A 26,384-nucleotide genomic window follows, 5' to 3' on the forward strand; every position below is an offset into this window, starting at 1 on the left:
CATGCCCACGATTCTCGGCCAGAACCAGTACGGCAAAGCAGAGAACCGCGTCGTCAAGATCACGCGGGACGGCGACACCCACCACATCAAGGACCTGAACGTGTCGGTCGCCCTCTCCGGCGACATGGACGACGTCCACTACTCCGGCTCCAACGCCAACGTCCTGCCGACCGACACCACCAAGAACACGGTGTACGCGTTCGCCAAGGAGCACGGCATCAAGTCCGCCGAGCAGTTCGGCATCCACCTCGCCCGTCACTTCGTGACGTCGCAGGAGCCGATCCACCGGGCGCGCATCCGTATCCAGGAGTACTCCTGGGAGCGCATTGCCACCTCGGACAGCAACTCCAAGTTCATAGGCTCGGACGAGGTCAACCACTCATTCGTCCGCAAGGGCCAGGAGCTGCGCACCACCCAGATCACCTACGACGGTGAGAACTGGCAGGTCATCTCGGGACTCAAGGACCTCACGGTCATGAACACCACCCACTCGGAGTTCTGGGGTTACGTCAAGGACAAGTACACGACGCTCAAGGAGGCGTACGACCGCATCCTGTGCACCGACGTCGCCGCCGCCTGGCGCTACAACTGGACCAGCGACGACGACCGGATGCCCAACTGGGAGAAGTCGTACGAGCAGGCCAGGAGGCACATCCTGCAGGCCTTCGCCGAGACGTACTCCCTCTCGTTGCAGCAGACCCTGTACCAGATGGGGTCGAGGGTGATCAACAGCCGCAGCGAGATCGACGAGATCCGCTTCTCTCTGCCGAACAACCACCACTTCCTGGTGGACCTGGAGCCCTTCGGCCTCAAGAACGAGACCGCCGACGGCGCTGTCTACTTTGCGGCGGACCGCCCGTACGGACTCATCGAGGCCACCGTGCTCCGGGACGGCATCGAGCCGCAGATCCCGGTCGACATGACCAACCTCTGACGCGGCCCTGAGCCGGTCCCCGCCCGCCGACGGGCGGGGACCGGCCGACCCGGAGGGAAACCCCATGGCACAGCCTGCAACGGGCCCGGTAGCAGAAGGCCCCTGCACCGCACCACCGGAGAACTCCGTGCATCCGGTGGACGAAAAGCTTTCCCCCTCGCGGCTCGTCCCCGCCGCGCTCCAGCACATCGCCGCCATGTATGCGGGCGTCGTCACCCCTCCGCTCATCATCGGCCAGGCCGCAGGGCTGGACCCGGCCGGTATGACCCGGCTGATCGCGGCCAGTCTGCTGATCGCCGGACTCGCCACTCTCCTGCAGACGCTCGGCATCGGCGGTATCGCGGGAAACCGGCTGCCGTTCGTGAATGCCGCGTCCTCCGCCGGCATCGCCCCGATGCTCGCCATCGCCGAGACCAGCGCCCCCGGCCACCAACTCCCCGCGATCTACGGAGCGGTGCTCGTCGCCGGAGCCTTCTGCCTGGCCGTCGGACCGTTCTTCGGGCGGCTGCTCCGCTTCTTCCCGCCGCTCGTCACCGGGGTCGTCATCACCCTCATCGGCGTCACCCTGATGCCGGTCCCGGTCTCCTGGGCGCAGGGCGGTGACAAGGAAGCGGCCGACTTCGGCGCCATGAAGTACCTGGCACTGGCCGCCTTCACCCTTGCCGTCATCCTGCTGATCCAGCGATTCGGGCGCGGATTCGTCAAACAAGTCGCGCTGCTCTGCGGCCTGTTGATCGGAACGCTCGCAGCGATCCCGTTCGGGCTCGCCGACTTCTCCGCGCTGAGGTCCGCACCGCTCGCGGCCCTGCCCACACCCTTCGCCTTCGGTGCCCCCGAGTTCAAGCCCGCCGCGATCCTGTCCCTCTGCATCGTCATGCTGGTCCTGATGACCGAGTCCTCGGCCGGCATGCTGGCGCTCGGCGAGATCTGCGACCGGCGCACCGACGGGCGGACCATCACCCGCGGGCTGCGCACCGACGGCATCGCCACCCTGCTCGGTCCGGTCTTCGGCGGCTTCCCGACGAGCGCGTTCGCCCAGAACGTCGGCGTGGTGTCGCTGACGAAGGTACGCAGCCGCTATGTCGTCGCCGCGGCGGGCGGAGCTCTGATCGTCCTGGGCGCCTTCCCCGTCCTCGGCGCGGTCGTCTCCCTCGTCCCGATGCCCGTGCTCGGCGGCGCCGGAATCGTCCTGTTCGGCTCGATCGCCGTCAGCGGCATCCGTACGCTCTCCGAGGCCGGACTCGACGACAGCTCCAACATCATCCTGGTCGCCGTGGCGCTCGGCGCGGGCATCATCCCGCTTGCCGCGCCCGCCTTCTACGCGGGATTTCCGTCCTGGGCGCAGACTGTGCTGGGCTCCGGGATCAGTGCGGGAGCGCTGGCAGCGGTCCTGCTCAACCTGTTCTTCCACCATCTCGGCACCCACAGCCGCACGGCTGTGGCACTCAAATCCTCCTAGGGTCCTGCCGTGCCCACCTCATCGGAGAGAGAAGAAGGAAGCGCCATGGCAGCCCCTGACCGTGTGGACCGCATCGTCATCGAGAACTGTTCGATCGCCACCGTCGACGCCGACGACACCGAGTACGCCTCGGGCCATGTCGTTGTCGCGGGCAACCGCATCGAGCACGTAGGCGCCGGCCGGGCCCCCGAGGGACTGGAGAACGTCGTACGACGCGTCGACGGCGCCGGGCACCTCGTCACCCCCGGCCTGATCAACACCCACCATCACTTCTACCAGTGGATCACCCGGGGCCTGGCCACCGACCACAACCTCTTCGACTGGCTGGTCGCCCTCTACCCGACCTGGGCGCGTATCGACGAGCCGATGGTCCGCGCCGCAGCACAGGGATCGCTCGCGATGATGGCCCGCGGCGGTGTCACCACCGCCATGGACCACCACTACGTCTACCCGCGGGGCTCCGGCGACCTGTCCGGCGCCATCATCGGAGCCGCCCGCGACATGGGCGTGCGTTTCACCCTCGCCCGCGGTTCCATGGACCGCAGCCAGAAGGACGGCGGACTGCCGCCGGACTTCGCCGTCGAGACACTCGACGGTGCGCTCGCCGGCACCGAGGCGGCCATCGACGCGCACCATGACGGCTCCTTCGACGCCATGACGCAGATCGCCGTCGCACCCTGCTCGCCCTTCTCCATCTCCACCGAACTGCTCCGCCAGGGAGCCGAGCTGGCCCGCCGCCGCGGGGTCCGGATGCACACCCACGGCTCGGAGACTGTGGAGGAGGAGAAGTTCTGCCACGAGCTGTTCGGCATGGGCCCGACCGACTACTTCGAGTCGACGGGCTGGCTCGGCGACGACGTATGGATGGCCCACTGCGTCCATATGAACGACTCGGACATCGCCGCGTTCGCCCGCACCGGCACCGGAGTCGCGCACTGCCCGTCCTCCAACGCCCGCCTCGCGGCCGGCATCGCCCGGGTCCCCGACATGCTGGCCGCGGGTGTCCCCGTCGGCCTCGGTGTCGACGGCACCGCCTCCAACGAGTCCGGTGAACTCCACACCGAACTGCGCAACGCCCTCCTCATCAACCGCCTCGGCGCCCACCGGGAAAAGGCATTGAACGCCCGTCAGGCCCTGCGCCTGGGCACGTACGGCGGCGCCCAGGTCCTCGGCCGCGCGGACCAGATCGGCTCGCTGGAGGTCGGCAAGCTCGCCGACCTGGTGCTCTGGAAGCTGGACACCCTCGCGCACGCCTCCATCGCCGACCCGGTCACCGCGCTCGTCTTCGGCGCCGCCGCCCCCGTCACCCTCTCCCTCGTCAACGGGAAGACGATCGTCGAGGGCAGCCACCTGACCACGGTGGACGAGGACGCCATCGCCCGCGTCACCCGCGACGAGGCGCGCCGCCTCGCGCAGATCGCCGCCGGAGCCTGACGGCTCCGGGGCACCTCCCCCAGAACAGCCGGCCGGAGGGGGACGGCCCTCGGCCGGCCGCCGTGGACCCGAGCGGGGTCCACGGCAGCCGGTCCGGCGAACACGCACTCAGAAATGCGCGTTCGCCGGACCGGTGACCAAAGCTGCCGCACCAGCTGCACAACCTGCACCAACGCACCACCTCCCTGACACCCACGTCGCCTTGACGTGTACCCGACCGGAGGAACCGCCGTGGCAGCACAGCCCAGGTTTCGCAACGACGCAGTCGCAGTTCCCGACCAGCAGCCCGTACCGGACGACCCGCAGGTCGCCGGCGGCAAACATCCGGTCGACGAGACCCTCCCCCCACTGAAGATGTTCACCAGCGGACTGCAGCATGTGGCCGCGATGTACGCAGGCGTGGTGGCCCCGCCCATGATCGTGGGACCCGCCGTCGGACTCACCGCCAAGGAGACCGCCTTCCTGATGGGGGCGAGCCTCTTCACCGCGGGCATCGCCACCCTGCTCCAGACTCTCGGCTTCTGGCGCATCGGCGCCCGGCTGCCGTTCGTCAACGGCGTCTCGTTCGCCGGGGTGACGCCGATGATCGCGATCGGCAAGGACCGGGGACACGACGGCATCGCCGTCATCTTCGGCGCGATCCTCGTGGCCAGCCTCCTCGGCTTCGTACTCGCCCCCTACTTCTGCAAGCTGGTCCGCTTCTTCCCACCCGTCGTCACCGGGACCGTCATCACCCTGATCGGCGTCTCGCTGCTGCCGGTCGCCTTCAACTGGTCCCAGGGCGGCAACGCGACGGCCGACGGCTACGGGTCGACGACCAACATCTCCATGGCCGCCGTCACCCTGGTCATCGTCCTCGCCCTGCGCAAACTGCTGCGCGGCTTCCTGCAGCAGATCGCGATCCTGCTCGGTCTGGTCGCCGGCACCCTGATCGCGATCCCGGTCGGCATCACCGACTTCGGCGCGATCAAGGACGCCGACCTGGTCGGCTTCCCGACCCCGTTCCACTTCGGGGCACCGCAGTTCGAGATAGCCGCCATCGTCTCGATGTGCATCGTGATGCTCGTCTGCATGACCGAGTCCACCGCCGACATGCTGGCCCTCGGCAAGATCGTCGGCCGACCGGCGGACGAACGGACCATTGAGGGCGGTCTGCGCGCCGACACCCTCGGCAGCGCCGTCAGCCCGCTCTTCAACGGCTTCATGTGCAGCGCCTTCGCGCAGAACATCGGCCTGGTCGCGATGACCAAGGTGCGCAGCCGGTTCGTCGTCGCCGCGGGTGGCGTCATCCTGGTCGTGCTCGGTCTGGTCCCCGTGGCCGCGTCCGTCATCGCGCTCGTCCCGCTGCCGGTGCTCGGCGGTGCGGGCATCGTGCTCTTCGGCTCGGTCGCCGCGAGCGGCGTCCAGACGCTGGCCACCGCCGCCCTCGAGAAGGGTGAGAACGCACTGATCGTCGCGGCCGCCGTCGGCATCGGACTGATCCCGATCGCCGCGCCGGAGTTCTATCACGCGTTCCCGGAGGACCTCCTCGTCGTGCTGGACTCTGGGATATCCACCGGGTGCGTCGTGGCGATCGTCCTCAACCTGGCCTTCAACCACCTGGGCGGGAAGCCGGAGACGGAGGACGAGGAGGAGCCGTCCGTCCCGGCGACGGCACCGGTGGGCGCGCACTGAGCGCGTCCGGTACGGCGCTGTGGCGCGCACGGCGGGAGCCGTACGCGCCACAGCGCCGTACCGGGCAGGTCCGGGCGGGACTCAGAGCCTGTCGGGTGACCTCTGATCGGGCGGCCACGCCCTGGCACGCACGCTTCCCGCGTTGCCGAAACGCCCTAGTAGCTCCTTCCCCAAGCTCTCAGCTTCGTTCGAGCAGGGGAGACCCCATCCGAGGGCCTTCCAGCGCCTTGGAATCGCACGCACCAGACCGCGTCCGCTTTCCGATCGAAGGTCACCCGACAGGCCCTCAGCCGATGTGATAGCTGTCGCCGTACACCTTCCAGTCGGGCGGCGGATCCAGGTTCAGATTGCCCTTCTTCAGGAAGACCCGCTGGGCGGTGTCCACCCGGCTGGTGTCCGAGTGGGCCTCATCCTGCCGCATCGCCCAGACCCGCGCGTCCAGGAAGGCGTTGAGGTAGGTCACCTCGTCGCCGCCCTGCGACGGCGGCTTCGCCCTGGCGAGCGCGCGCTTGCGGATGGAGCGGAAGCTGGTGCTGTCGTCGCCGTCGCCGTGCATGACGATGGCGTCGTAGTACACGAACTGGCCGAGCGTGCCGATGCCGTCGGCCTTCCCCTGACCGACCGCAGGGTTGAAGTACAACCGGTCCCGTTCATCGTTCTGTGCCTGCTGGAAGGCCGGGTCCGACGCCGCGGTCGCCCAGTCCTCGGCGAAGTCCGGGTCGAGGCCGTCGTGCGAGTCGGTGCCGTTCACCTCCCGCAGAGCGGGCAGATACTTCGCGAGGACGTTGCCCGGCTTGCGCTGGGTGTACCGCTCGACGACGCTGAGCATGTCGCCGGTGCCGGAGCAGAAGCCGATGATGCCCGCGGTGTAGCCGCAGCCGTCGCCGACGTCCTCGATGTATGTGTACTGCGCTTTCCAGTCGAGCGTGGAGTTCTCCGCGCTGGAGACCAGCTGCATGGCGATCTCCTTCTTCGCCGGAGCAGCCAGCCCGGTGGCGGCAGCCGCCTGCCGCGTGGCGGAGACCTCCTGGCGCACGGCCCGATGCGTGGGGGCACCGGCGTGGGCGGTGGCGGGGGCCGTCTGCCGGGTGGCGGAGACCTCCTGGCGCACGGCCGGATGCGTGGGGGCACCGGCGGAGGCGGTGGTGGGTGCCGCCGTGAAGGTCACCCCGAATGCGGCCAGCGCGAGCCGTACGGGGCGAGTGTTGCGACGTGCGGCGTGCTTATGGCGAGCGGTCACCATTCCTCCAAAGGGAGTTCGTCGTTCCGTGTTCCGCTAGGAAGCTTCCTATCAGAGTGGAGTGAGAGTTCGGAGTGGAGTGAGAGTCGTGCACTCCTTCGGCGCAAGCGTGTTGAGTTCGGCTCTGGTTACGGAAAGGCCCCGCACCACGTGCCGGACGCGCGGTCCGGGGTCGTACGGGGCGGCCTGCGGATCAGGGGCGGACACCCTCTGGCCGATGGCTTTCAGCAGTTGAGGCGGGCCACGTGGATCCATGCGCCCGTGGGGCCGCCCCGGAGATCGCCCATGGATCAATGTCTCTTCCGCTAGCGGTAGTTGAGGTACTGACCACGTTCACCTGACCTGGCACTGGGTACTCCGACCTTGGTCCGCTGCGGGAGTTGACCCCGTCGTCGTCGACCGTGCAGACCTCCGACGGGGCCTTGGCGCCCCGAGCGGCGACGGGGCTCCGGACGGACTGGGCCACGGGGCCGGCGGCCGGCCCGAGAACGGTGGCCGGCACCATACTGGGCGCCGGCGCACGCGGCCCCTCGCGCAGACGCTTCACGCGCCCGCCGATCGCGGGTTCAGGGTCCGTCGATACGGTAGCTGTCGCCGTACACCTTCCACTTCAGCGGCGTTTCCAGCTGGAGTTTGCCCTCGCGTACGAAGACCCGCTGCTCCGTCTCGACGCGACTGGTGTCGGAGTGCGAGGGATCCTTGCGGATCGCGGCGACCCGGGCATCGAGGAAGGCGTTCAGATACGTCACCTCGTCGCCGCCTCGGGACGGCGGTTCGGCGGCGTCGAGAGCCTCGCGGCGGATCGTACGGAAGCCGACCGTGCCGTTCGAGTCGGCGGACCCGTGCATCACATAGGCGTCGTAGTAGATGAACTGGCCCAGGGCGCCGAGACCGTCCTCCTTTCCCTGTTCGACCGCCGGATCGAAGTATGAGCTGTCCCGCTCGGCATCCTGCGCCGACCGGAACGCGGGGTCGGCGGCCGCCTCCACCCATGCGTCGGTGAACGGGCGACCGAGGCCGTCGTGCGCATCGCTTCCCTGCACCGCGCGCAGAGCGGGCAGGAACCGTTCCAGCGGATTGCCGGGGCGCGCCGATGCGTACCGCTCGACGACCCTCAGCATGTCGCCGGTGCCGGAGCAGAAGCCGATGATGCCCGCGGTGTAGCCGCGGCCGTCACCGATGTCCTCGATGTACTTGTACTGCGCCTTCCAGTCGAGCGTGGAGTTCTCCGCGCTGGAGACCAGCTGCATGGCGATCTCCTTCTTCGCCGGATCGTCCAGCCCGGCCATCGGGGCGCCGTTGCCGAAAACGAGCCCGGGCGAGCGCTCGGAGCATCCCGCCAGCAGGGCGGCCGCCGTGGCCAGAACGGTGATGAGAGCCGTGGTGGGGGCGAGCCGGGAACGCGGAATGACCTTCACTTCTCCAGCCTGCCAGGTGCGGGGAAGGATCTTGGCCCGCTCGCCTGTAGCGTCAGGGGTATGGATGATCAGTCTGTTGTGGATGTCGGCGACGTCCGGCTCGCGTACCGGACCTGGGGAGACCCGTTCGGCTCGCCCGTCGTTCTGCTGCACGGCCTCGGCGGTTCAGCCGCGAACTGGGAAGCGGTCGGGAGCCTGCTCGGCGAGGAATGGCGGGTGTACGCCCTCGACCTGCGCGGGCACGGGGAGAGCGACTGGCCCGACGAGTACTCCTTCGAGCTGATGAGGGACGACGTCCTCGGCTTCCTCGACGAGTGCGAGCTTGACCGCGTCGGCTTGGTCGGCCACTCCATGGGCGGCGTCGTCGCCCATCTGCTCGCCCAAGAGCACGCGGACCGGGTGGAGCGCCTGGTGCTGGTGGAGACCCCGCCGCCGTTCCCCAGTGAGCCGAGGCCCGCCGCCCAGCCCGAAGGGCCGGTCGACTACGACTGGAATGTCGTCGCGCCCATCCGGGCCCAGGTCGCCGACCCCGACCCGCAGTGGGCGGACGGTCTTGGCGAGATCGTCGCGCCGACGCTGATGATCGCCGGTGGCCCGGAGAGCACCATGCCGCAGGGCCGGCTGGGCGACATGGCCGCCCTGATCCCGGACTGCCGGGTTATCACGCTCGGCGGCGGCCACCGGGTCCATGAGACCCACGCAGATCAGGTTGCCCAGCAGATCACCGAGTTCTTCACCAGCTGAGACACCAGCGGTCGGCTGAACCCCGGAGCGGGGTGCCTCCGGGAGCCGGCGAACCGCGCCGGTCGGCATCGTGGGGGCCCGGCCGGGGGCCTTGTCAGCGGCGGGTGCCAAGATCGTCCGCATGGAGCTTGCACTGTTCTTCGCCGAGGTCGACGCCCAGCCGTGGGCCGAGCTGCACCATGCGTACGGAAGCGCCGTCGATGTGCCCGACTGCCTGCGGGTGCTCGCCGGTGACGACGAGGACGCGGCGTCCGAGGCGCTCTCCGAGCTGTACGGCAGCATCCTGCACCAGGGTTCGGTGTGCGAGGCGACGGCCCACGCGGTGCCGTATCTGGCACGGCTCGCGGAGGCCGGGCACCGCACGGAGGACCTGCTGGTGCTGCTCGGCGGGATCGCGGAGGGCGGCGAGGACCAGGGGGAGACGGATGAAGCCGCCTGCCGGACGGCCGTCGTCGCTCAACTGCCGTTGATCCTGGGCTGGATCGCCGACGAGAATCCCGGGTTGCGGCAGGCCGCCGCGTGGACCGCGGCCATGACAGGGGCATCCGGCCAGGTGCTGCCAGTGCTCCGGAGTCGCTGGGCGGAAGAGACGGATCCCCTTGTCCGGGCCGAACTCCTCGGTGCCATCGCCCACCTGGACCCGGCAGGGAGCGCCGCCGAGGCGACCGAAGCCATGCGTGCGGGCGAGCCGGGCGAGGTGAGGATCGCGGCCCTGCTGGCCGACGTCGACGCGGGCCGGCCCTGGGGCCCCGCCCACCACGAGGCGATGCTGGCGCTCCTCCCGGCCGACGAGCTGGTCCAGAGCCGCCTCGACCAGGAGCGCAACGAACCGCTGCAGTATGTCGTCGAATCCCTGCTGCTCCGTGACACCCCCGAGGACCGCGAAGCGGCGTACGGCCTGCTCGACGCGGCACTGCGCAGCCCCGACCCCGACGCCCGCGCCGAGGCGCTGTGGGCGGCGGAAGCCGCCTGTCTGCTCTCGCGCAGCGCGCCCGAACGGTTGGCCGCGCCCCTGCGGGCCCTGACGGCCGATCCGGCTGCCGTGCCCGCGGCGTACTCGCTCCTCGGGAAGCTGGGCGTCCATGGGGCCGTGGCCGCACCGGTCCTGGCCCGACTCGCCGCAGAGCAGGGTGATCCGGCGGACCGGGCGCTCGAAGCGCTTGTCACCGTGGCCCCCGCGCAGGCCGCGCCGCTCCTCGCTCGCGACCTGGGGCGGCGCCCGCGCGCGCTCGGTGCCGTATGCGGCTTCCCGAACCGAGGTGCGGCCGCCCTCTCGTTCCCGTACGACCCCGACCTGCTGGACGCGATCCGTGTCCGCCTCGTCGCGGACGACCTCGAAGGCAATGAGCCGTTCTGGCTCACGGCCCTGCTCACCGCCTGGGGCAGCCGGGCATCCTCGGCCCTGCCCGAACTGCGGTCCGCGCTGGCGCGGTTCCCGAAAGTCGTCCCCAGGGCGCTGGTGGCGGTCTGTCCGCCGGAGCATCGCGCGGAGGTGGCGGAACTCCTGACCACCGCGGCCCGCTCAGGACCGAAGGCGGGCAGGCTTGCGGCGGCCGGGGCGGTGCACGAGCTGACCGGCGACACCGGCCCCCTGCTGGCAGCGACGGGCGCGCGGCTCACCGAGGGTGGCTACGACGTACGGGAGGCTGCGAGCACCGCCGGCGAACTGGGCCCGGAGGCAGCCGGTCTGGTGCCCGCCCTGCGGGCCGCGCTCACTGTCCCCGAGCCGAACCGCACCATCCCGCAGCTGGACGGCGATGTCGAGATCGCCACCGCCCTGTGGCGGATCACAGGCGACGCCCAGGAGGCGGTGCCGGTGCTCGCCGGGGTGCTCGCGGAGGTCGGACCGGTCTGGATGCGCTGGACGTTCATCCGCACCGCGCGAGCGGCGGCCCTCATCGGAGAGGCGGCCCGCCCGCTGGTCCCCGCGCTGAAGGGCCTGCTGACGGACCGGGAGCAGACCCCGGCCGCGGTTCTCGCCCTGCATGCGATCGCACCCGAGTCCCTCGACGGCCCTCGGCTGGCGGGCCTGCTCCTGGACGCCGCGGAGGCGGACGCCGAACCCGTCACTGCCGTCGATGCCCTGGTGGCCCTCGGCCCGACCGCTCTCACCGACGACCACTTGAACCGGCTGATCGCCCTCGCTGAAAGGGACCTGCGGGTGACGGCCTCAGGGCTGGAGTCAGGCATCGCCCCGGCCGACGAACGACTGCGCGACCGGGTGCGCGAGGCGGTGCGCACACTGCGACCGCACTGACGGCGCGTGCGGGATCGCCTGCGCGCCGCCGGGAGGGCATGACGGCGCCGCCCCGCCGTCCGCGACCGCGGGATCGGCGAGCCGTGCCGGAACTCCGGCACGGCCCGCCGGATCGGCCGGTCGTGGGGCGGGCGCGTCCACGCCGTCAGGCGGCAGCGCCCCCCCGCAGACGTCAGCGCCCGGGCTGCCAGTCCGGGTGCCGGCCGCTCATGGCGATAGCCCGGTCGACGAGGGGTGCGTCGGCCGGTACCGGGACCGGCTGTCCGAAGACGTCGGGCCGCGGGACGTCGTCGCGGGGCGTCAGCATGGCCAGCGACACCTGCAGGCTCGCCTCGTCCGCCTCGTACGCCTGCCCGGTGGACCGGGCCAGGTCCCAGCCGTGGACGACCAGCTCATTCAGTGCGACCATCGCGGCCACCTCGCCCGGCAGATCCACACCGCCCGCCCTGGTCATCCCCTGCCGGGCGGCAGGGTCGCGCCAAGCAGTCACCAGCTCGTCCAGCAGGGGCGGCAGTGCCTTGCGCCAGTCGTCGCCGAGGACCGGCAGTGCGGCGGCCGGTGAGCTGTCGGTCGTCGGCCCGAGATCCTTCCGCGCCGCGTCGCGGAAGGCCCTGCTCAGCCCGACCAGATGGGCGAGCAGCTCCCGTACCGCATAGTCGGGGCAGGGGGTGGGGCCGGTCAGCTGTTTCTCCTCGATGCCGTCGAGCAGTGCAGCGACCTGACGTGCGGCAGGTCCCAGATCGGCCATGGGCATCGCTTGGTTTTCGGTATTCATACTCTTCAGACCGCTCCGGCACCCGGAACTCATCGGTCCTCGTGCGGGGACTCCACGCCGCACACCGGCAGACACGGCGTGCGGGAAGTCGGCACCCTCTTGCCCATGGGTCCCGGAACCCCCTGCCCCCTGTCCGTGGTGTTCAGCGGGTTCGTGACCGTGGGGACAGGCGGGAGCTGAGCGGGACGGGGCCGGGTCCGGGGCTCACGACTTCAGGGCACGGCCACCGAACCCGCCGCCCACAGCGGCCCGTTGCCACCAGGCATCCAGTGCCGGCGGGTCCATCGAGCCCCACTCCGGTGTGGCCTCCACCAGGGCCTGCCCCAGTCGCCGCCCAAGCTCCACCATGGCCCGGCCGGCCGCGGTGCGCTCGGAGTCGTACGTACGGAGTGCCTCGGCCCAGTGGGGCGCGGATCTGAGCGCCGACTCCAGTGCCGTCGCGTCCTGGAGCGCCTTGACCGCACCGGCACCGGTGTGCGGGCGGGCCACGGTCGCCGCGTCGCCGGTCAGCAGAAGCCGGCCGGTGGCGTACCGCGGCGCCGTGAAGTCGTACAACGGCTGGACGAACAGCTCGTCCGGCGCGGTCAGACCGATCAGGCCGCCCCAGTACGGTGGCAGCAACTCGGCGGCGATACGGGCGAGATGAGTATGCAGAGCGTCGGTGAGCGTGCCGGGCGGCAGACTCGTCGGAGTCTCCAGCGACAGTTCGAGATCCGGGGGAGGAGCGGTGTAGAGCACCCAGTTCACCCGGTGGCCGCCGGCGGCGTCCGGGATGCGGTAGACGATCACGTGGCCGCCCGGGAAGACGACGTACGCACACTCCTCGACGTCCCACAGGTGCTGATCGGGGGCGGTCATCCTGGAGACGGGGAAGGCGCCGCGCCAGGCGAGATAGCCGGCGTACTCGGGGCGCGCCGCGGTGGCGAGCCCGGCGCAGGCCTCGGTGCGGACGAGGGAGCGGTAGCCGTCCGCACCGATGGCGAAGTCGAACACCTCGGTACGGTCGCTGCCGTCGACGCTCGTGATGCGTAACGCAATCCCGTCCGGGGTGTGCCGCACCGCGCCGACGGTGGTGCCGGTGCGGTACTCGACGTCGTCCGGGACCCGGGCCCGCAGTTCGCGCCAGAGCGGACCCCAGTTGTACGTACGGAACGGGAAGGGCAGCTCGCCGATCAGCTTCCCGAGGGGCGCGCCGCCCTCGCCGCGTACGTACCAGCGCCGACGGTTCAGCTGGATCCAGGGCATCCCCGCGTCCAGGTACCCGGCCGACCGAAGCTCCTCGTAACGGTCGTCGTGCACGGCCAGCCCGACGCCCCGCTCCGCCAACTGCCCCGGCGCGCGCTCCAGGACCACGATCTCGTCGGCACCGCCTCGGTACGCGGCCAGTGCGGCGGCGCATCCGGCGACGCTGCCGCCCACGACGACGACCCGGCCTCCACGCATCTGATGTCTCCTCGGCTGCACGGTGGGAAGATGTCCCACCGCCCCCTGACTCCCACTCGCAGAGGACGGTCAAACCCCCTGGAGCGCGCCCTCCGCGGAGGCCAGGCGGCGTTCCGCCAATGCCACGGGCCCCAGCGGCCCGTCCGTCGGGGCATCGCTCGCCGCCCAGGTCTCCACGGCCACCCGCACCGGCGCACTGGGACCGCGGCGGTCAGCCGGATGTCCAGCCGGTGCGCCTCGCCGTGGAGTCCGGCCCACGCTGCGAGCACCGTCGCCAGGGTGGCCTCCGACTCATAGCAGGCGTCGTTCCATGCCGACCGCAGGGCCGGGCCGGAGCACCTCGGTGGCGGAGCGTCCTCCGCCATGCGCGGTTAGCCCTGCGCGGCGAATCCTACGAAGGCCGCCCATCCGCCAGAGGCGACGGACAGGATTGGCCCCGTCTTGTCCTTCGAGTCGCGGACGTGGACGGTGTTCGTACGGGTCGCTACCTCGACGCACTCGCCGCCCGCTCCGCTGCTGTAGCTGCTCTTGAACCACGCGGACTCAGGCGTCCCCACAAGCGCTTCGGCATTCATGTCTCTCCCAGAGATTTCTCGATGAGGGCCAGCGATTCGCGCGGAGTGAGTGCCTGGGCCCGGAGGACTCCATACTGCTCCTCGAACTCCCGGACCGACCTTCGCTCCGTGTAGAGACGGCTGTCCTTGTGCGCCTCAACGTACGCGATCCTCCGCTCTTCCTTGGTCTCGATCAAGGTGAAGGCGCCAGCCATTCCCGCGTGATCCTCGCGTCGGGTCGGCATCACCTGGATCTCGACGTTGCGGTATTGGCCGACGAGGAGAATCTGCTCCAACTGACCACGCAGCACTTCGTCCCCGCCCAGGGGACGGCGCAGCATGCACTCCTCGATTACGAAGCTGATGATCGGCCTGGGGCGACGGGAGTAGATCTCGTGTCTGGACAGGCGTGCTGCCACGCGTTGCTCCACGATCTCCTCTTCCAGCACCGGCCGCCACATCTCGAACACGGCCCGCGCGTACTCTTCCGTTTGCAGCAGCCCAGGCACGCCGTGGTTGGCGTATACGTGCAGCTCAACTGCCTCCGCCTCCAGCCTCGCCGCATCCCGGAAGAACGCCGGATACTGAGCCCGAACCACCTCCTCCTTACTGGCCCGCAACACCCCGCCCGCGTCCAGCAGTTCGTCCGCCTGGTCGATGAACTTCGGCTGCGGGATGCGACGGCCTTGCTCGAACGAGGCGATGCTCGACGCCGAGTAGCCCGTCATCGCCCCGAACTCCGCCCGGTCCAGCCCGGCCCGTACCCGGAACAGCTTCAAGTGCTGGCCGAACACATGCAGAATGCCCGACCCGACCTCGTACTCATGCTCCGGCTGCTGTCGCGGATCGTCCACGTCCCACGCCTCCCGTTGCCGTCCCGCGTCGTCCTGCCTGCCCCGAACGTCCCCACCTGCGGATCGGCCAACGCGACCCACCGGAGTTGGTCACGCCCCGTACCGCGTACAGCCCGCGCGCCGACGCGTACAACGCAGACCCGTATGCGTGTCTTTGCTGGTCAACGGTAGGCACGGGCCGAGATCGTTTTCTGGATGAACCGCGCAGTTCCCCCAGACGTGCGCACCCCGCGGCCGCCCGGCGAGGTGGGTGAAGTGCGCATCGCGCAACTCGTCCCACGACGAGCACGTAATCCAGGCCATCCAGGGCGCCTTGCACATTCAGGGGCCAGCCCCGAGGACTCGAAGCAATGCCTGGTCCAGCTTGATTCCTGACGGTCGTCCGGCTCCCCGTTCGCCGCCTGCGGTGCAGCGGACACCGCCCCGACGTCGTATACGGGCCAAGGCCCCCTCCGCACCGCGCACAGAGCTGGCTAGGGTGATCGTTCCTGGCGGACCGGAACGAGGGGGCGGGCCGTATGGCGGCGAGCAGTGAGCGACGGCGCAGGGCGGACATCGTGCGCTACTGGCGCGCGGTGGAGATGTTCAGCCCGCAGAAGGTGGAGAAGACCTCGCCGCCGAAAGGCATGTATCCCGTGGAATCCGGGCGTCCTCTGCCGTGGGAAGAGGGACATCCCGTACGGCGGCGGAACCCGGGCCGGAACATGGTCAGGCAGCACACCGTCTACTGCGGCGTGTACCCGGTCGCGTCCGTCCGCGATGTCCTGCTTGACGTCTTCGGCAGCAGCGAGGAGGACCACGACGGCCGGGTGGACGGTGGCAGTGCCCTGCTGGCCTTCGAGGTCACGGACGAGGGGCTGCTGGTCCAGGACTCCATCACCTTCTCCGCGTGCGCCTGGGCGGTGGGGCGCAGCCGTAAGCCCGGCCCGGAGGCCCAAGGCTGGCTCGACGGTTTCGAGGCAGAAGCCGACGAGTGCGAAAGTGTTGTGCTGGGCGTCGGCGACGGCAAGGTGACGATCGCGGACACGGTGCCAGGGCGGCGGCAGCGGCCCTTCGCAGGGTTGCTGTGCGAGATCACGGTCGGCGCGGTCGGCGGCGCCTTGAACGCTGTGCTCGGACCGGTGCTCGGTGACGTGGCGGTCGGTGCCCTCTCCGGTGCCGTCGATGCAGTGGCCGACGGCGGTGCCAGGCGCTCCGCCAGGCGCGAGGACGAGGGGGCGCTGGACGACAGCCCGTTGGACGAGGGCAAACCAGTCGATGCGGGGGACGACGACGAGGCTCCGCCCCGGCTCGGGGAGAAGCCGCTGACTGTGCGTGACCTGTCGGCCGTCACCCGCTGGGTCGCAGAACAGTTCGGCGTCGCCGACGACCTGCGGCCGGAGACGATTCGGGTCCAGTGCAGATCTGTGTCCCGGCGGAAGGCCGGCCGGTCGGGCGGGTCGGACTTCCTGAACAGCTTCATCGCGACGGACCTCGGCCTCGTCGCGGGTAGCCTCACCAAGGACGATCCGGGGCCCGCGCTACGGGACTACCTGACCGCTTCGACCGCGCTGCGCGGACGTGCGCGCATCGACCTCAAGCACGAACCCGGAGCGGTACTCGACGGCGTTCAGCCGGCCCATTTCCCGCTCGGGCGATGGCCTGCAAAGACGGAGCACCCGCTGGTGCTGAGCCAGCAGTTCGCAGTGAACCGGATCGTGGAGCAGCTCACCGACACCGACGGCCTGTACGCGGTGAACGGCCCGCCCGGTACGGGTAAGACCACACAGTTGCGGGACCTCATCGCCTCCGTGCTGGTCATGCGGGCAGAGCGACTGTCCGAACTCCGGCGGCCCGAAGACGCGTTCACCGGCCAGGCGCACCGCTGGAGCACCGGCACCTACCAGCGGTCTGTCGCGTCGCTTAAACCGGAGCTGGCGGGTTACGAGATGGTGATCGCGTCGGCCAACAACGGTGCTGTCGAGAACGTCTCCAACGAGATCCCTGCGCTCGAATCCGTCGCCGACGAGTGGCGGGAGGAAGCGTCCTTCTTCCCGGAACAGGGACGACTTGTTCTCGACGGCGTGCCGGCGTGGGGAACCCTCGCCGCAAAGCTCGGCAACAAGGGGAACCGTTCGGATTTCCGGAACAGGTACTGGTTCGGACCTCCGCGCGAGGAGCGGGCCGAGCGTGGCGAAGGCATGCGGGACCTCCTGAAGGCGGCGGCGTCACGCGCCGGCGACCTGGCGGCGTGGCGGGAGTCCGTGGCCCGCTTCCGGGACGCGCGGCAGACGGTGCGGGCCTTGAGGGACGAGCGTCAGCGAGCGTATGAGGCGCTCCTGGACTTCAGCGGTTCGCATGCGGCCGTCACCACTGCCCAGGAGGCGGTTCTCAGCGCCGAGCAGGACTTGGAGGCACTTCGGCAACCGGCCGCGGAGGCCCGTGCGGCTCGCGGCAGGGCACAGAGTGACCTCGCAGGCCCTGCGGGCCGAAGGGCGGAGCACCGTCGGCACCGTCCCGGCCTGACCGCGGGCATCTTCACACTCGGCGCGGCGCAGCGCGACTGGCAGACGGAGGACCAGCTGCTGGCCGAAGCGGAGCAGACAGCTCGGGCCGCGTACGAGGAACACACGCAGACGGCCGCCACGTACGACCGGGCCGAAGCGGCCCGCAGAGGCGTCCTGGACGAAGCCGGGAGGGCGCTCGATGCGGCGGAAAGACGCCACGCACAACTCCTGGCAACCTTGGGGGCAGCCATTGAGCGCTGGGGCAACTGCATTCCGGGCCAAGAGGAGCGCGGCGAGCGAACAGCGGAGGATGCGCGGGAGCTCTCCTCGCCCTGGTCCGATCCGGAGTTCACCCGGGCCCGCACCCGACTCTTTCTCGCCGCGATGGATCTGCACCGTGCGTTCATCGAAGGCGCGGCCGACCGGATGCGCAAGAATCTTGACGCTGCGATGGACGTCCTCTGCGGCGACGCTCCCAAGACCCTGAAGCCGGAGGTGGTGCTGGCGGCGTGGCAGAGCCTCTTCCTCGCTCTGCCAGTCGTCTCCACCACATTCGCCTCACTGGACCGGATGTTCACTGGTCTGGGGCCCCAGTCGCTGGGCTGGATGCTGATCGACGAGGCCGGCCAGGCGACCGCGCAGATGCCGGTGGGCGCGCTGTGGCGGGCGCGCAGAGGGGTCATCGTGGGCGATCCGCTGCAACTGGAGCCGGTGGTCACGCTGCCGCACACGGGGCAGCAGGCGCTTCGCCGTACCTTCGGTGTGGCTGAGGAGTGGGAACCGTCCCGCACGTCGGCGCAGCGTGTCGCGGACCGGCTGAACAGCTACGGCACGTGGCTTCCGGCACCCCAGGGTTCAGAGGACGACCGGGTCTGGGTGGGGTCGCCCCTGAGAGTGCACCGGCGCTGCGACGACCCGATGTTCGCGATCAGTAACGAGATCGCCTACGACGGGCTGATGGTGCACGGGGTGCACCGGGACGACGATTACGCGGTGGCCCGGCGCGGTGTGTGGTGGCCGGTGAGCGGAGGGCGGGCACCGCAGGGCAAGTGGGTGCCGGACGAGGGGGATTGCGCGAACGTCATCGTGCACCGGCTGGTCGACCAGGGCCTTGACCCGAAGCGTGAGCTCTTCGTCATCAGCCCGTTCCGGGACGTCGTGGCCGGGCTCCGTTGCGAACTGTGCCACGTTGTCCCGCGCGACAGGGTGGGCACCGTGCATACGACGCAGGGGAAGGAAGCCGACGTGGTGCTGCTGGTCCTCGGTGCGGGCGGGGACACAGCAGGCCCGCGAGCCTGGGCGGCATCCGCCCCGAACCTGCTGAACGTCGCGGTGAGCCGCGCTCGTCGGCGGCTTTTCGTCGTGGGTGACCACGACGCATGGCGTGGGCACCAGCACTTCGACGTACTCGCACGTCAGCTGCCATGCATCTCGGAAGCCGAGCAGGCGGCCATGCGGGAACTCGCCCCGACGGCGCTGGCCGAAGGGTGTCGCTGCCGATAGGCGCGGGCGCGTCCCACGCCTACGTGCCCTTGTGCAGCGCTTTGAACGCTCCGGATCCATCCGCACCCGGGGCAGCCGTCGCGGCCCCTCCGAGCCGAGTCCGTCAGGCTCCGTGCCGTGTACAGCCCGCACGCCGGTGCGTACAGCCCGTTCCCGTCCGCGCGTCTGCCCTGGTCAAGGGTATGCCGTGGCCGAGATTGTCTTCGTCATGAGCCGAGCGATTACCTCAGAGGTGCGGATCCAGCAACCGGCGTCAGCTGTACGCGAGTTCGCCATGTAGTTCACCTCCACCCCACGCGGCGCCAGGCTTGCCCGGCGCCTCGTCTCGTACCGGCTCGACGAGTGGGGTCACCCCTATGGCTCCCTTCCCAACGAGGCCCTTACCCTGATCGCCGCCGAGCTGGCAGCGAACGCCATCCGTCATGGCCACGTGTCCGGACGCGACTTCCACGTGAGGCTCATCAGCTGTGCCGCGAGACTCGTCTCGTCCGGGCTGTCGACGACCGCGACGAGGCTCCAGGAAGTCATTGCCGAACACAACGACTGCTGAGGGGCAAGCGGTTCCTGATGCCACCTCGTCGGGTCGACGCAACCTTTGCGGAGTTGCTGCCTGTGACCGGGCGGCAGCGCTCCGCCCCCGGTGCTGTGCGGTACCGGGGGCGGAAAGCTCTACGGAGTCGGAGCGGCTCAGACCAGCTGCTCATACGCCGGCAGCGTCAGGAAGTCCGCGTAGTCCTGGTCCAGCGACACGTGGAGAAGCAGGTCGTGGGCCTGCTGCCACTTGCCGGAGTTGAATGCCTCCTCGCCGATCTCCTCGCGGATCGCAGCGAGTTCCTCGGCGGCGACCTTGCGGGCCAGGTCCGCCGTGGCGTGCTCGCCGTTCTCGAAGACCACGTCCGCGTTGATCCACTGCCAGATCTGCGATCGGGAGATCTCCGCGGTGGCGGCGTCCTCCATCAGGTTGAAGATGGCGACGGCGCCCATGCCGCGCAGCCACGCCTCGATGTAGCGGATGCCGACGGCGACGGCGCCCAGCAGGCCGTCGTACGTGGGCTTGGCGTCCAGGCTGCCGATGGCGATCAGGTCGCCCGGCGCCACGGAGACGTCCTCGCGCAGACGGTCCTTCTGGTTCGGCTTCTCGCCGAGGACCGCATCGAAGGAGGCCATGGCGATCGGGACGAGGTCCGGGTGGGCGACCCAGGAGCCGTCGAAGCCGTCGTTCGCCTCGCGGTCCTTGTCGGCCTTGACCTTCTCGAAGGCGACCTTGTTGACCTCGGCGTCACGGCGGGACGGAATGAATGCGGCCATGCCGCCGATCGCGTGCGCACCGCGCTTGTGACAGGTGCGGACGAGGAGTTCCGTGTACGCGCGCATGAACGGGGCGGTCATCGTCACCGCGTTGCGGTCCGGCAGGACGAACTTCGAGCCGCCGTCACGGAAGTTCTTGACGATGGAGAAGAGGTAGTCCCAGCGGCCCGCGTTCAGCCCGGAGGCGTGGTCGCGGAGTTCGTAGAGGATCTCCTCCATCTCGTACGCGGCGGTGATCGTCTCGATCAGGACAGTCGCGCGGACCGTGCCCTGCGGGATACCGACGTAGTCCTGGGCGAAGACGAAGATATCGTTCCAGAGGCGGGCCTCCAGATGCGACTCCGTCTTCGGGAGGTAGAAGTAGGGGCCCTTGCCGAGGTCGATGAGGCGCTGGGCGTTGTGGAAGAAGTACAGGCCGAAGTCGACCAGCGCGCCCGGCACGGGGGTGCCCTCGAGCTGGAGATGACGCTCGTTCAGGTGCCAGCCGCGGGGGCGGGTGACGACCGTGGCGAGCGTGTCGGCGGGCCCCAGGGCGTACGACTTGCCGGACTTGGGGTCCGTGAAGTCGATGCGGCGCTCGTAGGCGTCGATCAGATTGAGCTGGCCGAGGATGACGTTCTCCCACGTGGGGGCGGACGCGTCCTCGAAGTCGGCGAGCCAGACCTTGGCGCCCGAGTTCAGGGCGTTGATGGTCATCTTGCGGTCGGTCGGACCGGTGATCTCCACCCGGCGGTCGTTCAGCGCGGCCGGGGCCGGGGCGACCTTCCAGGAGTCGTCCGCACGGATCGCCGCCGTTTCGGGCAGGAAGTCCAGCGTGGACGTACGGGCGATCTCGGCGCGGCGCTCGGCGCGGCGGGCGAGCAGCTCGTCACGGCGGGGCGTGAACTGCCGGTGCAGCTCGGCCACGAACGCGAGGGCCGCGTCGGTCAGGACCTCATCCTGCCGGGGCAGGGGCTCGGCATCGACGATGGCCAGCGGGGACGGCGCTGGTGCGGACATGAGCTGTCACTCCTTCAGCGGGCGGTGCGGGCGGTGCCTTCGCGGCCGCCGGGTCGCCTCAATGGCACGGCGTGCCAGGGCTCCGGGATACGGCCGTGGGCGCCGACTGGGGTACAGAGCGCTTCTGATCAGTGGATAGTAGTTTCCTCATAGTGGAAGTTCAATCGTTTGTTGATGTCGAGATTCTCCGGGTCGACACAAGTGAGGTGGGGGCGGCGCAGCGTGCCGGTGCGCGCACGGCCCGTTCAGTCGAGGTGCCTCAGGTCCTCCGCGGTGTCGATGTCGTACGCCTCCGCCACATCGGAACATTCGACGAGGGTGATCGCATCGTGGTGCGCCCGCAGGTACGCACGCGCGCCCTGGTCGCCCACGGCACCCGCCGCGATGTCCGCCCACCGGTCGGCACCGAACAGCACCGGATGGCCGCGCTCCCCGTCGTACGAGGCTGCCGCCAGCGTCATCCGGGAGCGGTACGCCGACCGGACCCGGGACACCGCCTGCGCACCGATGCCCGGCTGGTCGACCAGGAGGACGAGCGCCGCGTCCGCCTCCGTACCGGAGAGCGCGCCGAGCCCCGCCCGCAGTGAGGAACCCATGCCTTCCGGCCATTGCGGGTTGACGGTCACCGCACATCCCGAGAGGTCCGCCCGCGCCCGCACTTCGTCCGCTGCGGCGCCGAGCACCACATGGACGGGGTCGCAGCCGCCCTCCCGCAGCATGCGTATGGCGTGCTCGACGAGTGGCCGCCCGCGGTGTTCCAGCAACGCCTTCGGCCGGCCGCCGAGCCGTCGGCCACCGCCTGCGGCGAGCAGCAGACCTGCGATGACGGGGTGAGATGAATGAGCCATGAGGCCCTGAATACCCCACCACGCCCGCGAATTCCTCCACGAACCGGCCCGTGGCTCGCATCCCCTACTGGTTACCCTGAATTCTGTCCCTGGAGTGGCGCACGGCACCTTTCATGGCGTTAACTTGCGCACCCCCGGACTCTTGACCACGGTCCGGGACATGGTTGAAACACCGGCACAAGGATGTGCGAGGGGGAGTGCTTTGTTGCGAAGCATGGGGCAGACACGGGTGACCAGCAGTGGCGAGGACCCGAGGGTGAGGGAGTTGCGTACGGCCGTCTCCCGGCTCCGCCGTGAGCTGGCGGGGCATCCCGCGGAGTTCCCCGACCGCAAGATCGCTGAGGAGGAACTGGCGGCCCTGGACGCGATGGCCGTCACCGGTGTGCCCGAGATTCCGCGGCTGCGCCGCTCACTGCTGCTGATCGCGGGGGCGGTCGGCTCGGTCAGTGCACTGGCATCCGCGCTCAGGGACGTGCGGGTCGCCGTGGATCTCTTCGGCGAGCCGCCACGCCGCTGACGTAACGGCCTCCCCCACTCCCTGTCGTGGGGGAGGCCGTAAGGGAGGGGAGAGCGCGGGCCGGGGGTCAGCGGCGGATGAGGCGGCGCGCCGTTGCCGCAGCGACCGCCGACGTGCGGGAGTCGACGCCCAATTTGGCGTAGATGTGCACCAGATGGGACTTCACCGTCGCCTGGCTGAGGAACAGCGCCTTGCTGATCTGCAGGTTCGACAGTCCCTCACCGACCAGTTGCAGCACCTCCAGCTCGCGCTTGGTCAGGGCCTCTGCGGGCGTCCGCATGCGGTCCATCAGCCGGTGCGCGACAGCCGGGGCGAGCGCCGAGCGGCCGGCCGCCGCGGTGCGCACCGCTGCCGCCAGCTCCTCGGGCGGGGCGTCCTTGAGGAGGTAGCCGCTCGCGCCCGCCTCCACGGCCGCCAGGATGTCGGCGTCCGTGTCGTAGGTGGTGAGGATCAGGACCCGGGGCGCGTCGGGCGCCGCGGTGATCGCCGCGGTGGCCTCCGAGCCGTGCAGGCCCGTCCCGAACTGGAGGTCCATCAGCACGACGTCGAACTCGCCGGTCCCCGCGAGCGCCACGGCCCGCTCGGCGGTGTCGGCCTCGGCGACCACGCGGAAGTCCGGCTCGGTGTCGAGGACGGCCCGCAGCCCCGCACGCACCACCGGGTGGTCGTCGGCGAGCAGCAGCCGGATGGGGGTGGCGGTCATGCGGCGGACCTCTCTTCGTGCCCGGACAGCGGGAGGGGGAGGGTGAGCGCCAGGGCGGTGCCCTGGCCGGGGGCCGATTCGACACTCAGCGCGCCGCCGAGTGAACGGGCCCGGGACCGTATGGCGGGGAGACCGAAACCTCCGGTCGCCGTGGCCCCCGTGAGCGTGGGCGAGCCCGGCGAGAAGCCCCGGCCGTCGTCCACGACGTCCAGCGACACCGAGGTGTCCATGAAGCTCAGCGTGATCTCCGCACGCCGGGCGCCGGCATGCTGCACCGTGTTGGCCAGCGCCGACTGGGCGGTACGGAGCAGCGCCACTTCGTACGGCGTCGGCAGCTCCACCGGCGTCCCGCTGACCGCGAACTGCACGGCCAGATCCGGTCCGGTGGTGCGCGCACAGAGGCGTTCGAGGGCGCCAGCGAGCGAACCGTTCTCCAGATCGGGCGGGGTGAGGGCGCGTACGAAGCGGCGGGCCTCGGCGAGATTGTCCTGCGCGGCTTCGCGGGCCCGGCGCACATGCGCGGTGGCGGGGGCGTCCGGCGGAAGGGTGCGCTCGGCGGCGCGCAGCAGCAGCTGAATGCTGGACAGGCCCTGCGCGAGTGTGTCGTGGATCTCGCGGGCCAGCCGCTCGCGTTCGGCGAGCGTTCCCGCCGTGCGCTCGGCCATGGCCAGCTCCGCCCGGGTCGAGACCAGCTCCTCGATCAGCTCGCGGCGCCGCTCGCTCTCCCGGAACAACGCGTCGTACCCGAGGACCGTGGCGATCGCGACCGCCGCACCGAGCAGCGGTCCGATGAAAGCGCCGGGCGTGACCGGCCCGCCGTGCACCACAAAGCCGGCGATGGAAGCTGCCGCGGTGATGAAGACGGCGGGCAGACCCCAGCGCATCGGCAGCAGATGCAGTTGCAGGAAGTACAGCGGGAAGGCCAGCCACAGGGCGTCCGGCGAAAGGACGAGGAGAGCGAGCCAGATCGCTCCGAGGAGCGACAGCCACAGGGCGGCCGCCCGGTTCTGCGGCTGCACTGCGGGGGCGAGCGCGCCCGCCGCGTAGACAGCGGCCATGACGCAGGCGAGCGTGACGACGGCGGGCGCGCTTGATGTGCCGTGGCTCACGGCCGGCACCGCGCAGAGCGCCAGCAGTCCCAGCAGCAGTGCGTGCAGACAGAACCGCAGCGCGGCGGCGACCGGGGTGTGCGAACGCGAATTCATGATGTGTTCCAGCGTAGACGCGCGGCGTCCGCGACCAGTCAATCGAAAGGTTGATGTCAGACCCGTCCGGCGTGCGATGTTTTCGAGGGCCGGCCGACCGAGGCTGGAGTCATGTTCGTCGCATGGAGAGATCTCCGGTTCGCCAGGGGCCGGTTCGCGCTCATGGGCACGGTCGTGGTGCTGATCACGCTGCTCGTGGGCTTGTTGTCCGGTCTTACGGCCGGCCTGGCCAGGGAGAACACCTCGGCCGTCACGGGGCTGAACGCCGATCACCTCGCGTTCGCCGCCCCACCCGACGGCCAGTCGGTGTCCTTCACCAACTCGAACGTCGAGGAGAGCGCGTGGCGGAGCTGGGCGAAGCAGCCCGGCGTCGGTTCCGCGCAGCCCCTCGGTATCCGTACGCTCAACGCCGCCGCCGTTCCGGGGAAGCGGACGGCCGCCGTGTCGGTGTTCGGTGTCGAGCAGGACTCGGGCCTTGCCCCGACGGCCGGCGGGGCGCGCGTCGGCCCGGGGCGGATCGTGCTCTCCGAGCAGGCCGCCGACGAGCTCGGCGCGGCCGCCGGTGACCGGGTGCGACTCGGCCGCCTCGAGGTGCGTGTGGCGGCGGTCGCGGGAGATGCCTCGTACAGCCATACGCCGGTCGTGTGGACCTCGCTCGACGACTGGCAGCGCTTCGCGGACAGCGGGACGGGCGGCGCACCGCACGCCACGGTGATCGCCCTGACCACCACCGGTGGCGCCGACCTTGCCGCCGGTGACAAGGCGGCCGGGACCAGTACGCTCTCCCTCGGCGATTCGCTCACCGCCATCGGCTCCTACCAGGCCGAGAACGGTTCGCTCCAGCTGATGCGCGGCTTCCTGTTCGCCATCTCGGCCCTGGTGATCGGCGCCTTCTTCACCGTCTGGACGATCCAGCGCAGCGGCGACGTCGCCGTCCTCAAGGCGCTCGGCGCCTCCACCCCGTACCTGCTGCGCGACGCGCTCGGGCAGGCCGTCGTGATGCTCGCGATCGGTACGGGGCTGGGGACCGCGCTCGCCTCGGGCATCGGCGCGGTGGTCAGCGGCGGGGCCGTGCCGTTCGTCCTCGACGCGGCGACCGTCCTCGTTCCGGCCGCCGTCATGATCACCCTCGGCGCCCTCGGGGCGGCGCTGTCCATCCGGCGGATCACCGCCGTCGACCCGCTCACCGCACTCGGGAGTGCCCGATGACCCTCACCCTGGCCGATGTCACCCTCACCTACCCCGACGGCGACGGCCGGCTCACCGCCCTTGACCACGTCTCGCTCGACGTTCCCGAGGGCTCGCTCACCGCGGTCGTCGGACCGTCCGGCTCCGGCAAGTCCAGCCTCCTCGCGGTGGCGGCGACGCTGGTCACGCCGGACGAGGGGCGGGTCGTGATCGCAGGTCGGGAGACGGCGGGACTCGGGCGCGCGGAGAAGGCGGCGCTGCGCCGCGAACGCATCGGCATCGTCTTCCAGCAGCCGAACCTGCTGCCGTCGCTGACCGCCGCCGAACAGCTTCAAGTGATGACGCATCTGTCGGGCGGTAACACCCGCGGCGCCCGCGGGCGGGCGCTGGAGCTCCTCGACGCGGTCGGTCTGGCCGACAAGGCGGACCGCAGGCCGCACCAGCTGTCGGGCGGCCAGCGCCAGCGGATCAATATCGCGCGGGCGCTGATGAACGATCCGGCGGTACTCCTGGTCGACGAGCCGACGAGCGCTCTCGACCACGAGCGCGGCGCGGCGGTGCTGGACCTGCTGATCACGCTGACCCGGGAACGATCGACGGCGACCGTGCTGGTCACCCACGACCGGACGCATCTGGAACGGACGGACCGGACGGTGGTGATGCAGGACGGGCGGCTGACGGAAGCGGTGCTCAGCTGATCCCCGAACGAACATGTCGGTGCCCGCCGGGTCCCAGCCCGGCGGGGCCCGCGGCGGCCGGGGGGTGTGAGCCGGGCGGTCCGCGGGTGGGCCGGCCGGGGGGCAGCAACATAGCGGCCGGGTGGGGGGTAGGCCCAATACGG

20 protein-coding genes and 1 pseudogene are annotated in these 26,384 nt (G+C 70.3%); 11 read left to right on the top strand and 10 right to left on the bottom strand.

Annotated elements, in window-relative coordinates; genetic code table 11:
* Position 1: 1 nt before the first annotated feature.
* The 4 genes from pucL to ACIBB8_RS08245 all read left to right on the top strand — a co-directional run bounded on the left by pucL (position 2) and on the right by ACIBB8_RS08245 (position 5,501).
* Positions 2–934 carry a factor-independent urate hydroxylase gene (gene pucL / locus ACIBB8_RS08230; protein WP_398949650.1) on the top strand — a complete coding sequence of 311 codons (933 nt, stop codon included), beginning with the start codon at positions 2–4 and terminating at the stop codon, positions 932–934.
* A 64-nt stretch (positions 935–998) separates the two neighbouring features.
* Positions 999–2,393, top strand: coding sequence for a nucleobase:cation symporter-2 family protein (locus ACIBB8_RS08235; RefSeq protein WP_398949652.1), 1,395 nt, complete (start codon positions 999–1,001; stop codon positions 2,391–2,393).
* Between the two features lie 45 nt (positions 2,394–2,438).
* Positions 2,439–3,827 carry an 8-oxoguanine deaminase gene (locus ACIBB8_RS08240; protein ID WP_398949654.1) on the top strand — a complete coding sequence of 463 codons (1,389 nt, stop codon included), beginning with the start codon at positions 2,439–2,441 and terminating at the stop codon, positions 3,825–3,827.
* A gap of 231 nt (positions 3,828–4,058) precedes the next feature.
* A complete protein-coding gene (locus tag ACIBB8_RS08245; RefSeq protein WP_398949656.1) occupies positions 4,059–5,501 on the top strand; it encodes a nucleobase:cation symporter-2 family protein in 1,443 nt (480 codons plus the stop codon).
* A gap of 286 nt (positions 5,502–5,787) precedes the next feature.
* Here ACIBB8_RS08245 and ACIBB8_RS08250 read toward each other — a convergent pair whose 3' ends face one another.
* Positions 5,788–6,744: a chitosanase gene (locus ACIBB8_RS08250; RefSeq protein ID WP_398949658.1), complete on the bottom strand. Its 957-nt coding sequence runs from the start codon at positions 6,742–6,744 to the stop codon at positions 5,788–5,790.
* A 563-nt stretch (positions 6,745–7,307) separates the two neighbouring features.
* Complete coding sequence (locus ACIBB8_RS08255) at positions 7,308–8,159, bottom strand: chitosanase (RefSeq protein WP_398949660.1); 852 nt, start codon at positions 8,157–8,159, stop codon at positions 7,308–7,310.
* Positions 8,160–8,219: 60 nt separating this feature from the next.
* Here ACIBB8_RS08255 and ACIBB8_RS08260 point away from each other — a divergent pair, with 60 nt between their 5' ends.
* Together ACIBB8_RS08260 and ACIBB8_RS08265 are read left to right on the top strand one after the other, a co-directional pair.
* Positions 8,220–8,903 (top strand): alpha/beta fold hydrolase, encoded by a 684-nt coding sequence (locus ACIBB8_RS08260; protein WP_398949662.1) that lies wholly within the window; start codon positions 8,220–8,222, stop codon positions 8,901–8,903.
* Between the two features lie 121 nt (positions 8,904–9,024).
* On the top strand, positions 9,025–11,160 hold the full coding sequence (locus tag ACIBB8_RS08265; RefSeq protein WP_398949664.1) for a hypothetical protein: 2,136 nt from the start codon (positions 9,025–9,027) through the stop codon (positions 11,158–11,160).
* A gap of 172 nt (positions 11,161–11,332) precedes the next feature.
* Here ACIBB8_RS08265 and ACIBB8_RS08270 read toward each other — a convergent pair whose 3' ends face one another.
* From ACIBB8_RS08270 to ACIBB8_RS08285, 4 genes are all read right to left on the bottom strand, one after another.
* Positions 11,333–11,935 (bottom strand): TIGR03086 family metal-binding protein, encoded by a 603-nt coding sequence (locus ACIBB8_RS08270; protein WP_398949666.1) that lies wholly within the window; start codon positions 11,933–11,935, stop codon positions 11,333–11,335.
* Between the two features lie 204 nt (positions 11,936–12,139).
* Positions 12,140–13,378 carry an FAD-dependent monooxygenase gene (locus ACIBB8_RS08275; protein WP_398949668.1) on the bottom strand — a complete coding sequence of 413 codons (1,239 nt, stop codon included), beginning with the start codon at positions 13,376–13,378 and terminating at the stop codon, positions 12,140–12,142.
* A gap of 371 nt (positions 13,379–13,749) precedes the next feature.
* Complete coding sequence (locus ACIBB8_RS08280; protein WP_398949670.1) at positions 13,750–13,953, bottom strand: DUF397 domain-containing protein; 204 nt, start codon at positions 13,951–13,953, stop codon at positions 13,750–13,752.
* Complete coding sequence (locus tag ACIBB8_RS08285; protein WP_398949672.1) at positions 13,950–14,786, bottom strand: helix-turn-helix domain-containing protein; 837 nt, start codon at positions 14,784–14,786, stop codon at positions 13,950–13,952. Before ACIBB8_RS08285 ends, ACIBB8_RS08280 begins: the two co-directional genes overlap by 4 nt.
* Positions 14,787–15,304: 518 nt before the next feature.
* Here ACIBB8_RS08285 and ACIBB8_RS08290 point away from each other — a divergent pair.
* Together ACIBB8_RS08290 and ACIBB8_RS08295 are read left to right on the top strand one after the other, a co-directional pair.
* Positions 15,305–18,775, top strand: a complete 3,471-nt coding sequence (locus tag ACIBB8_RS08290) for a DEAD/DEAH box helicase (protein WP_398949674.1) — start codon at positions 15,305–15,307, stop codon at positions 18,773–18,775.
* Between the two features lie 274 nt (positions 18,776–19,049).
* Positions 19,050–19,236: pseudogene (locus tag ACIBB8_RS08295) on the top strand (ATP-binding protein); the annotation flags it as partial.
* A 226-nt stretch (positions 19,237–19,462) separates the two neighbouring features.
* On the opposite strand, the gene aceB reads toward ACIBB8_RS08295, so the two are convergent.
* Both aceB and ACIBB8_RS08305 read right to left on the bottom strand, forming a co-directional pair.
* Positions 19,463–21,082, bottom strand: a complete 1,620-nt coding sequence (gene aceB / locus ACIBB8_RS08300) for a malate synthase A (protein WP_398949676.1) — start codon at positions 21,080–21,082, stop codon at positions 19,463–19,465.
* 245 nt (positions 21,083–21,327) lie between these two features.
* On the bottom strand, positions 21,328–21,930 hold the full coding sequence (locus ACIBB8_RS08305) for an NTP transferase domain-containing protein (RefSeq protein ID WP_398949678.1): 603 nt from the start codon (positions 21,928–21,930) through the stop codon (positions 21,328–21,330).
* 214 nt (positions 21,931–22,144) lie between these two features.
* Here ACIBB8_RS08305 and ACIBB8_RS08310 point away from each other — a divergent pair, with 214 nt between their 5' ends.
* A complete protein-coding gene (locus ACIBB8_RS08310) occupies positions 22,145–22,447 on the top strand; it encodes a DUF5955 family protein (RefSeq protein ID WP_398949680.1) in 303 nt (100 codons plus the stop codon).
* A gap of 67 nt (positions 22,448–22,514) precedes the next feature.
* Here ACIBB8_RS08310 and ACIBB8_RS08315 read toward each other — a convergent pair whose 3' ends face one another.
* Both ACIBB8_RS08315 and ACIBB8_RS08320 read right to left on the bottom strand, forming a co-directional pair.
* Complete coding sequence (locus ACIBB8_RS08315; protein WP_398949682.1) at positions 22,515–23,150, bottom strand: response regulator; 636 nt, start codon at positions 23,148–23,150, stop codon at positions 22,515–22,517.
* Positions 23,147–24,355: a sensor histidine kinase gene (locus ACIBB8_RS08320; protein WP_398949684.1), complete on the bottom strand. Its 1,209-nt coding sequence runs from the start codon at positions 24,353–24,355 to the stop codon at positions 23,147–23,149. Before ACIBB8_RS08320 ends, ACIBB8_RS08315 begins: the two co-directional genes overlap by 4 nt.
* A 111-nt stretch (positions 24,356–24,466) precedes the next feature.
* On the opposite strand from ACIBB8_RS08320, the gene ACIBB8_RS08325 reads away from it, so the two are divergent.
* Both ACIBB8_RS08325 and ACIBB8_RS08330 read left to right on the top strand, forming a co-directional pair.
* Positions 24,467–25,564: an ABC transporter permease gene (locus ACIBB8_RS08325; RefSeq protein WP_398949686.1), complete on the top strand. Its 1,098-nt coding sequence runs from the start codon at positions 24,467–24,469 to the stop codon at positions 25,562–25,564.
* Positions 25,561–26,241 (top strand): ABC transporter ATP-binding protein, encoded by a 681-nt coding sequence (locus ACIBB8_RS08330; protein ID WP_398949688.1) that lies wholly within the window; start codon positions 25,561–25,563, stop codon positions 26,239–26,241. Before ACIBB8_RS08325 ends, ACIBB8_RS08330 begins: the two co-directional genes overlap by 4 nt.
* Positions 26,242–26,384 lie beyond the last annotated feature (143 nt).

This window comes from Streptomyces sp. NPDC051286, assembly GCF_044455345.1.
In the GTDB taxonomy this organism is placed as follows: Bacteria; Actinomycetota; Actinomycetes; order Streptomycetales; family Streptomycetaceae; genus Streptomyces.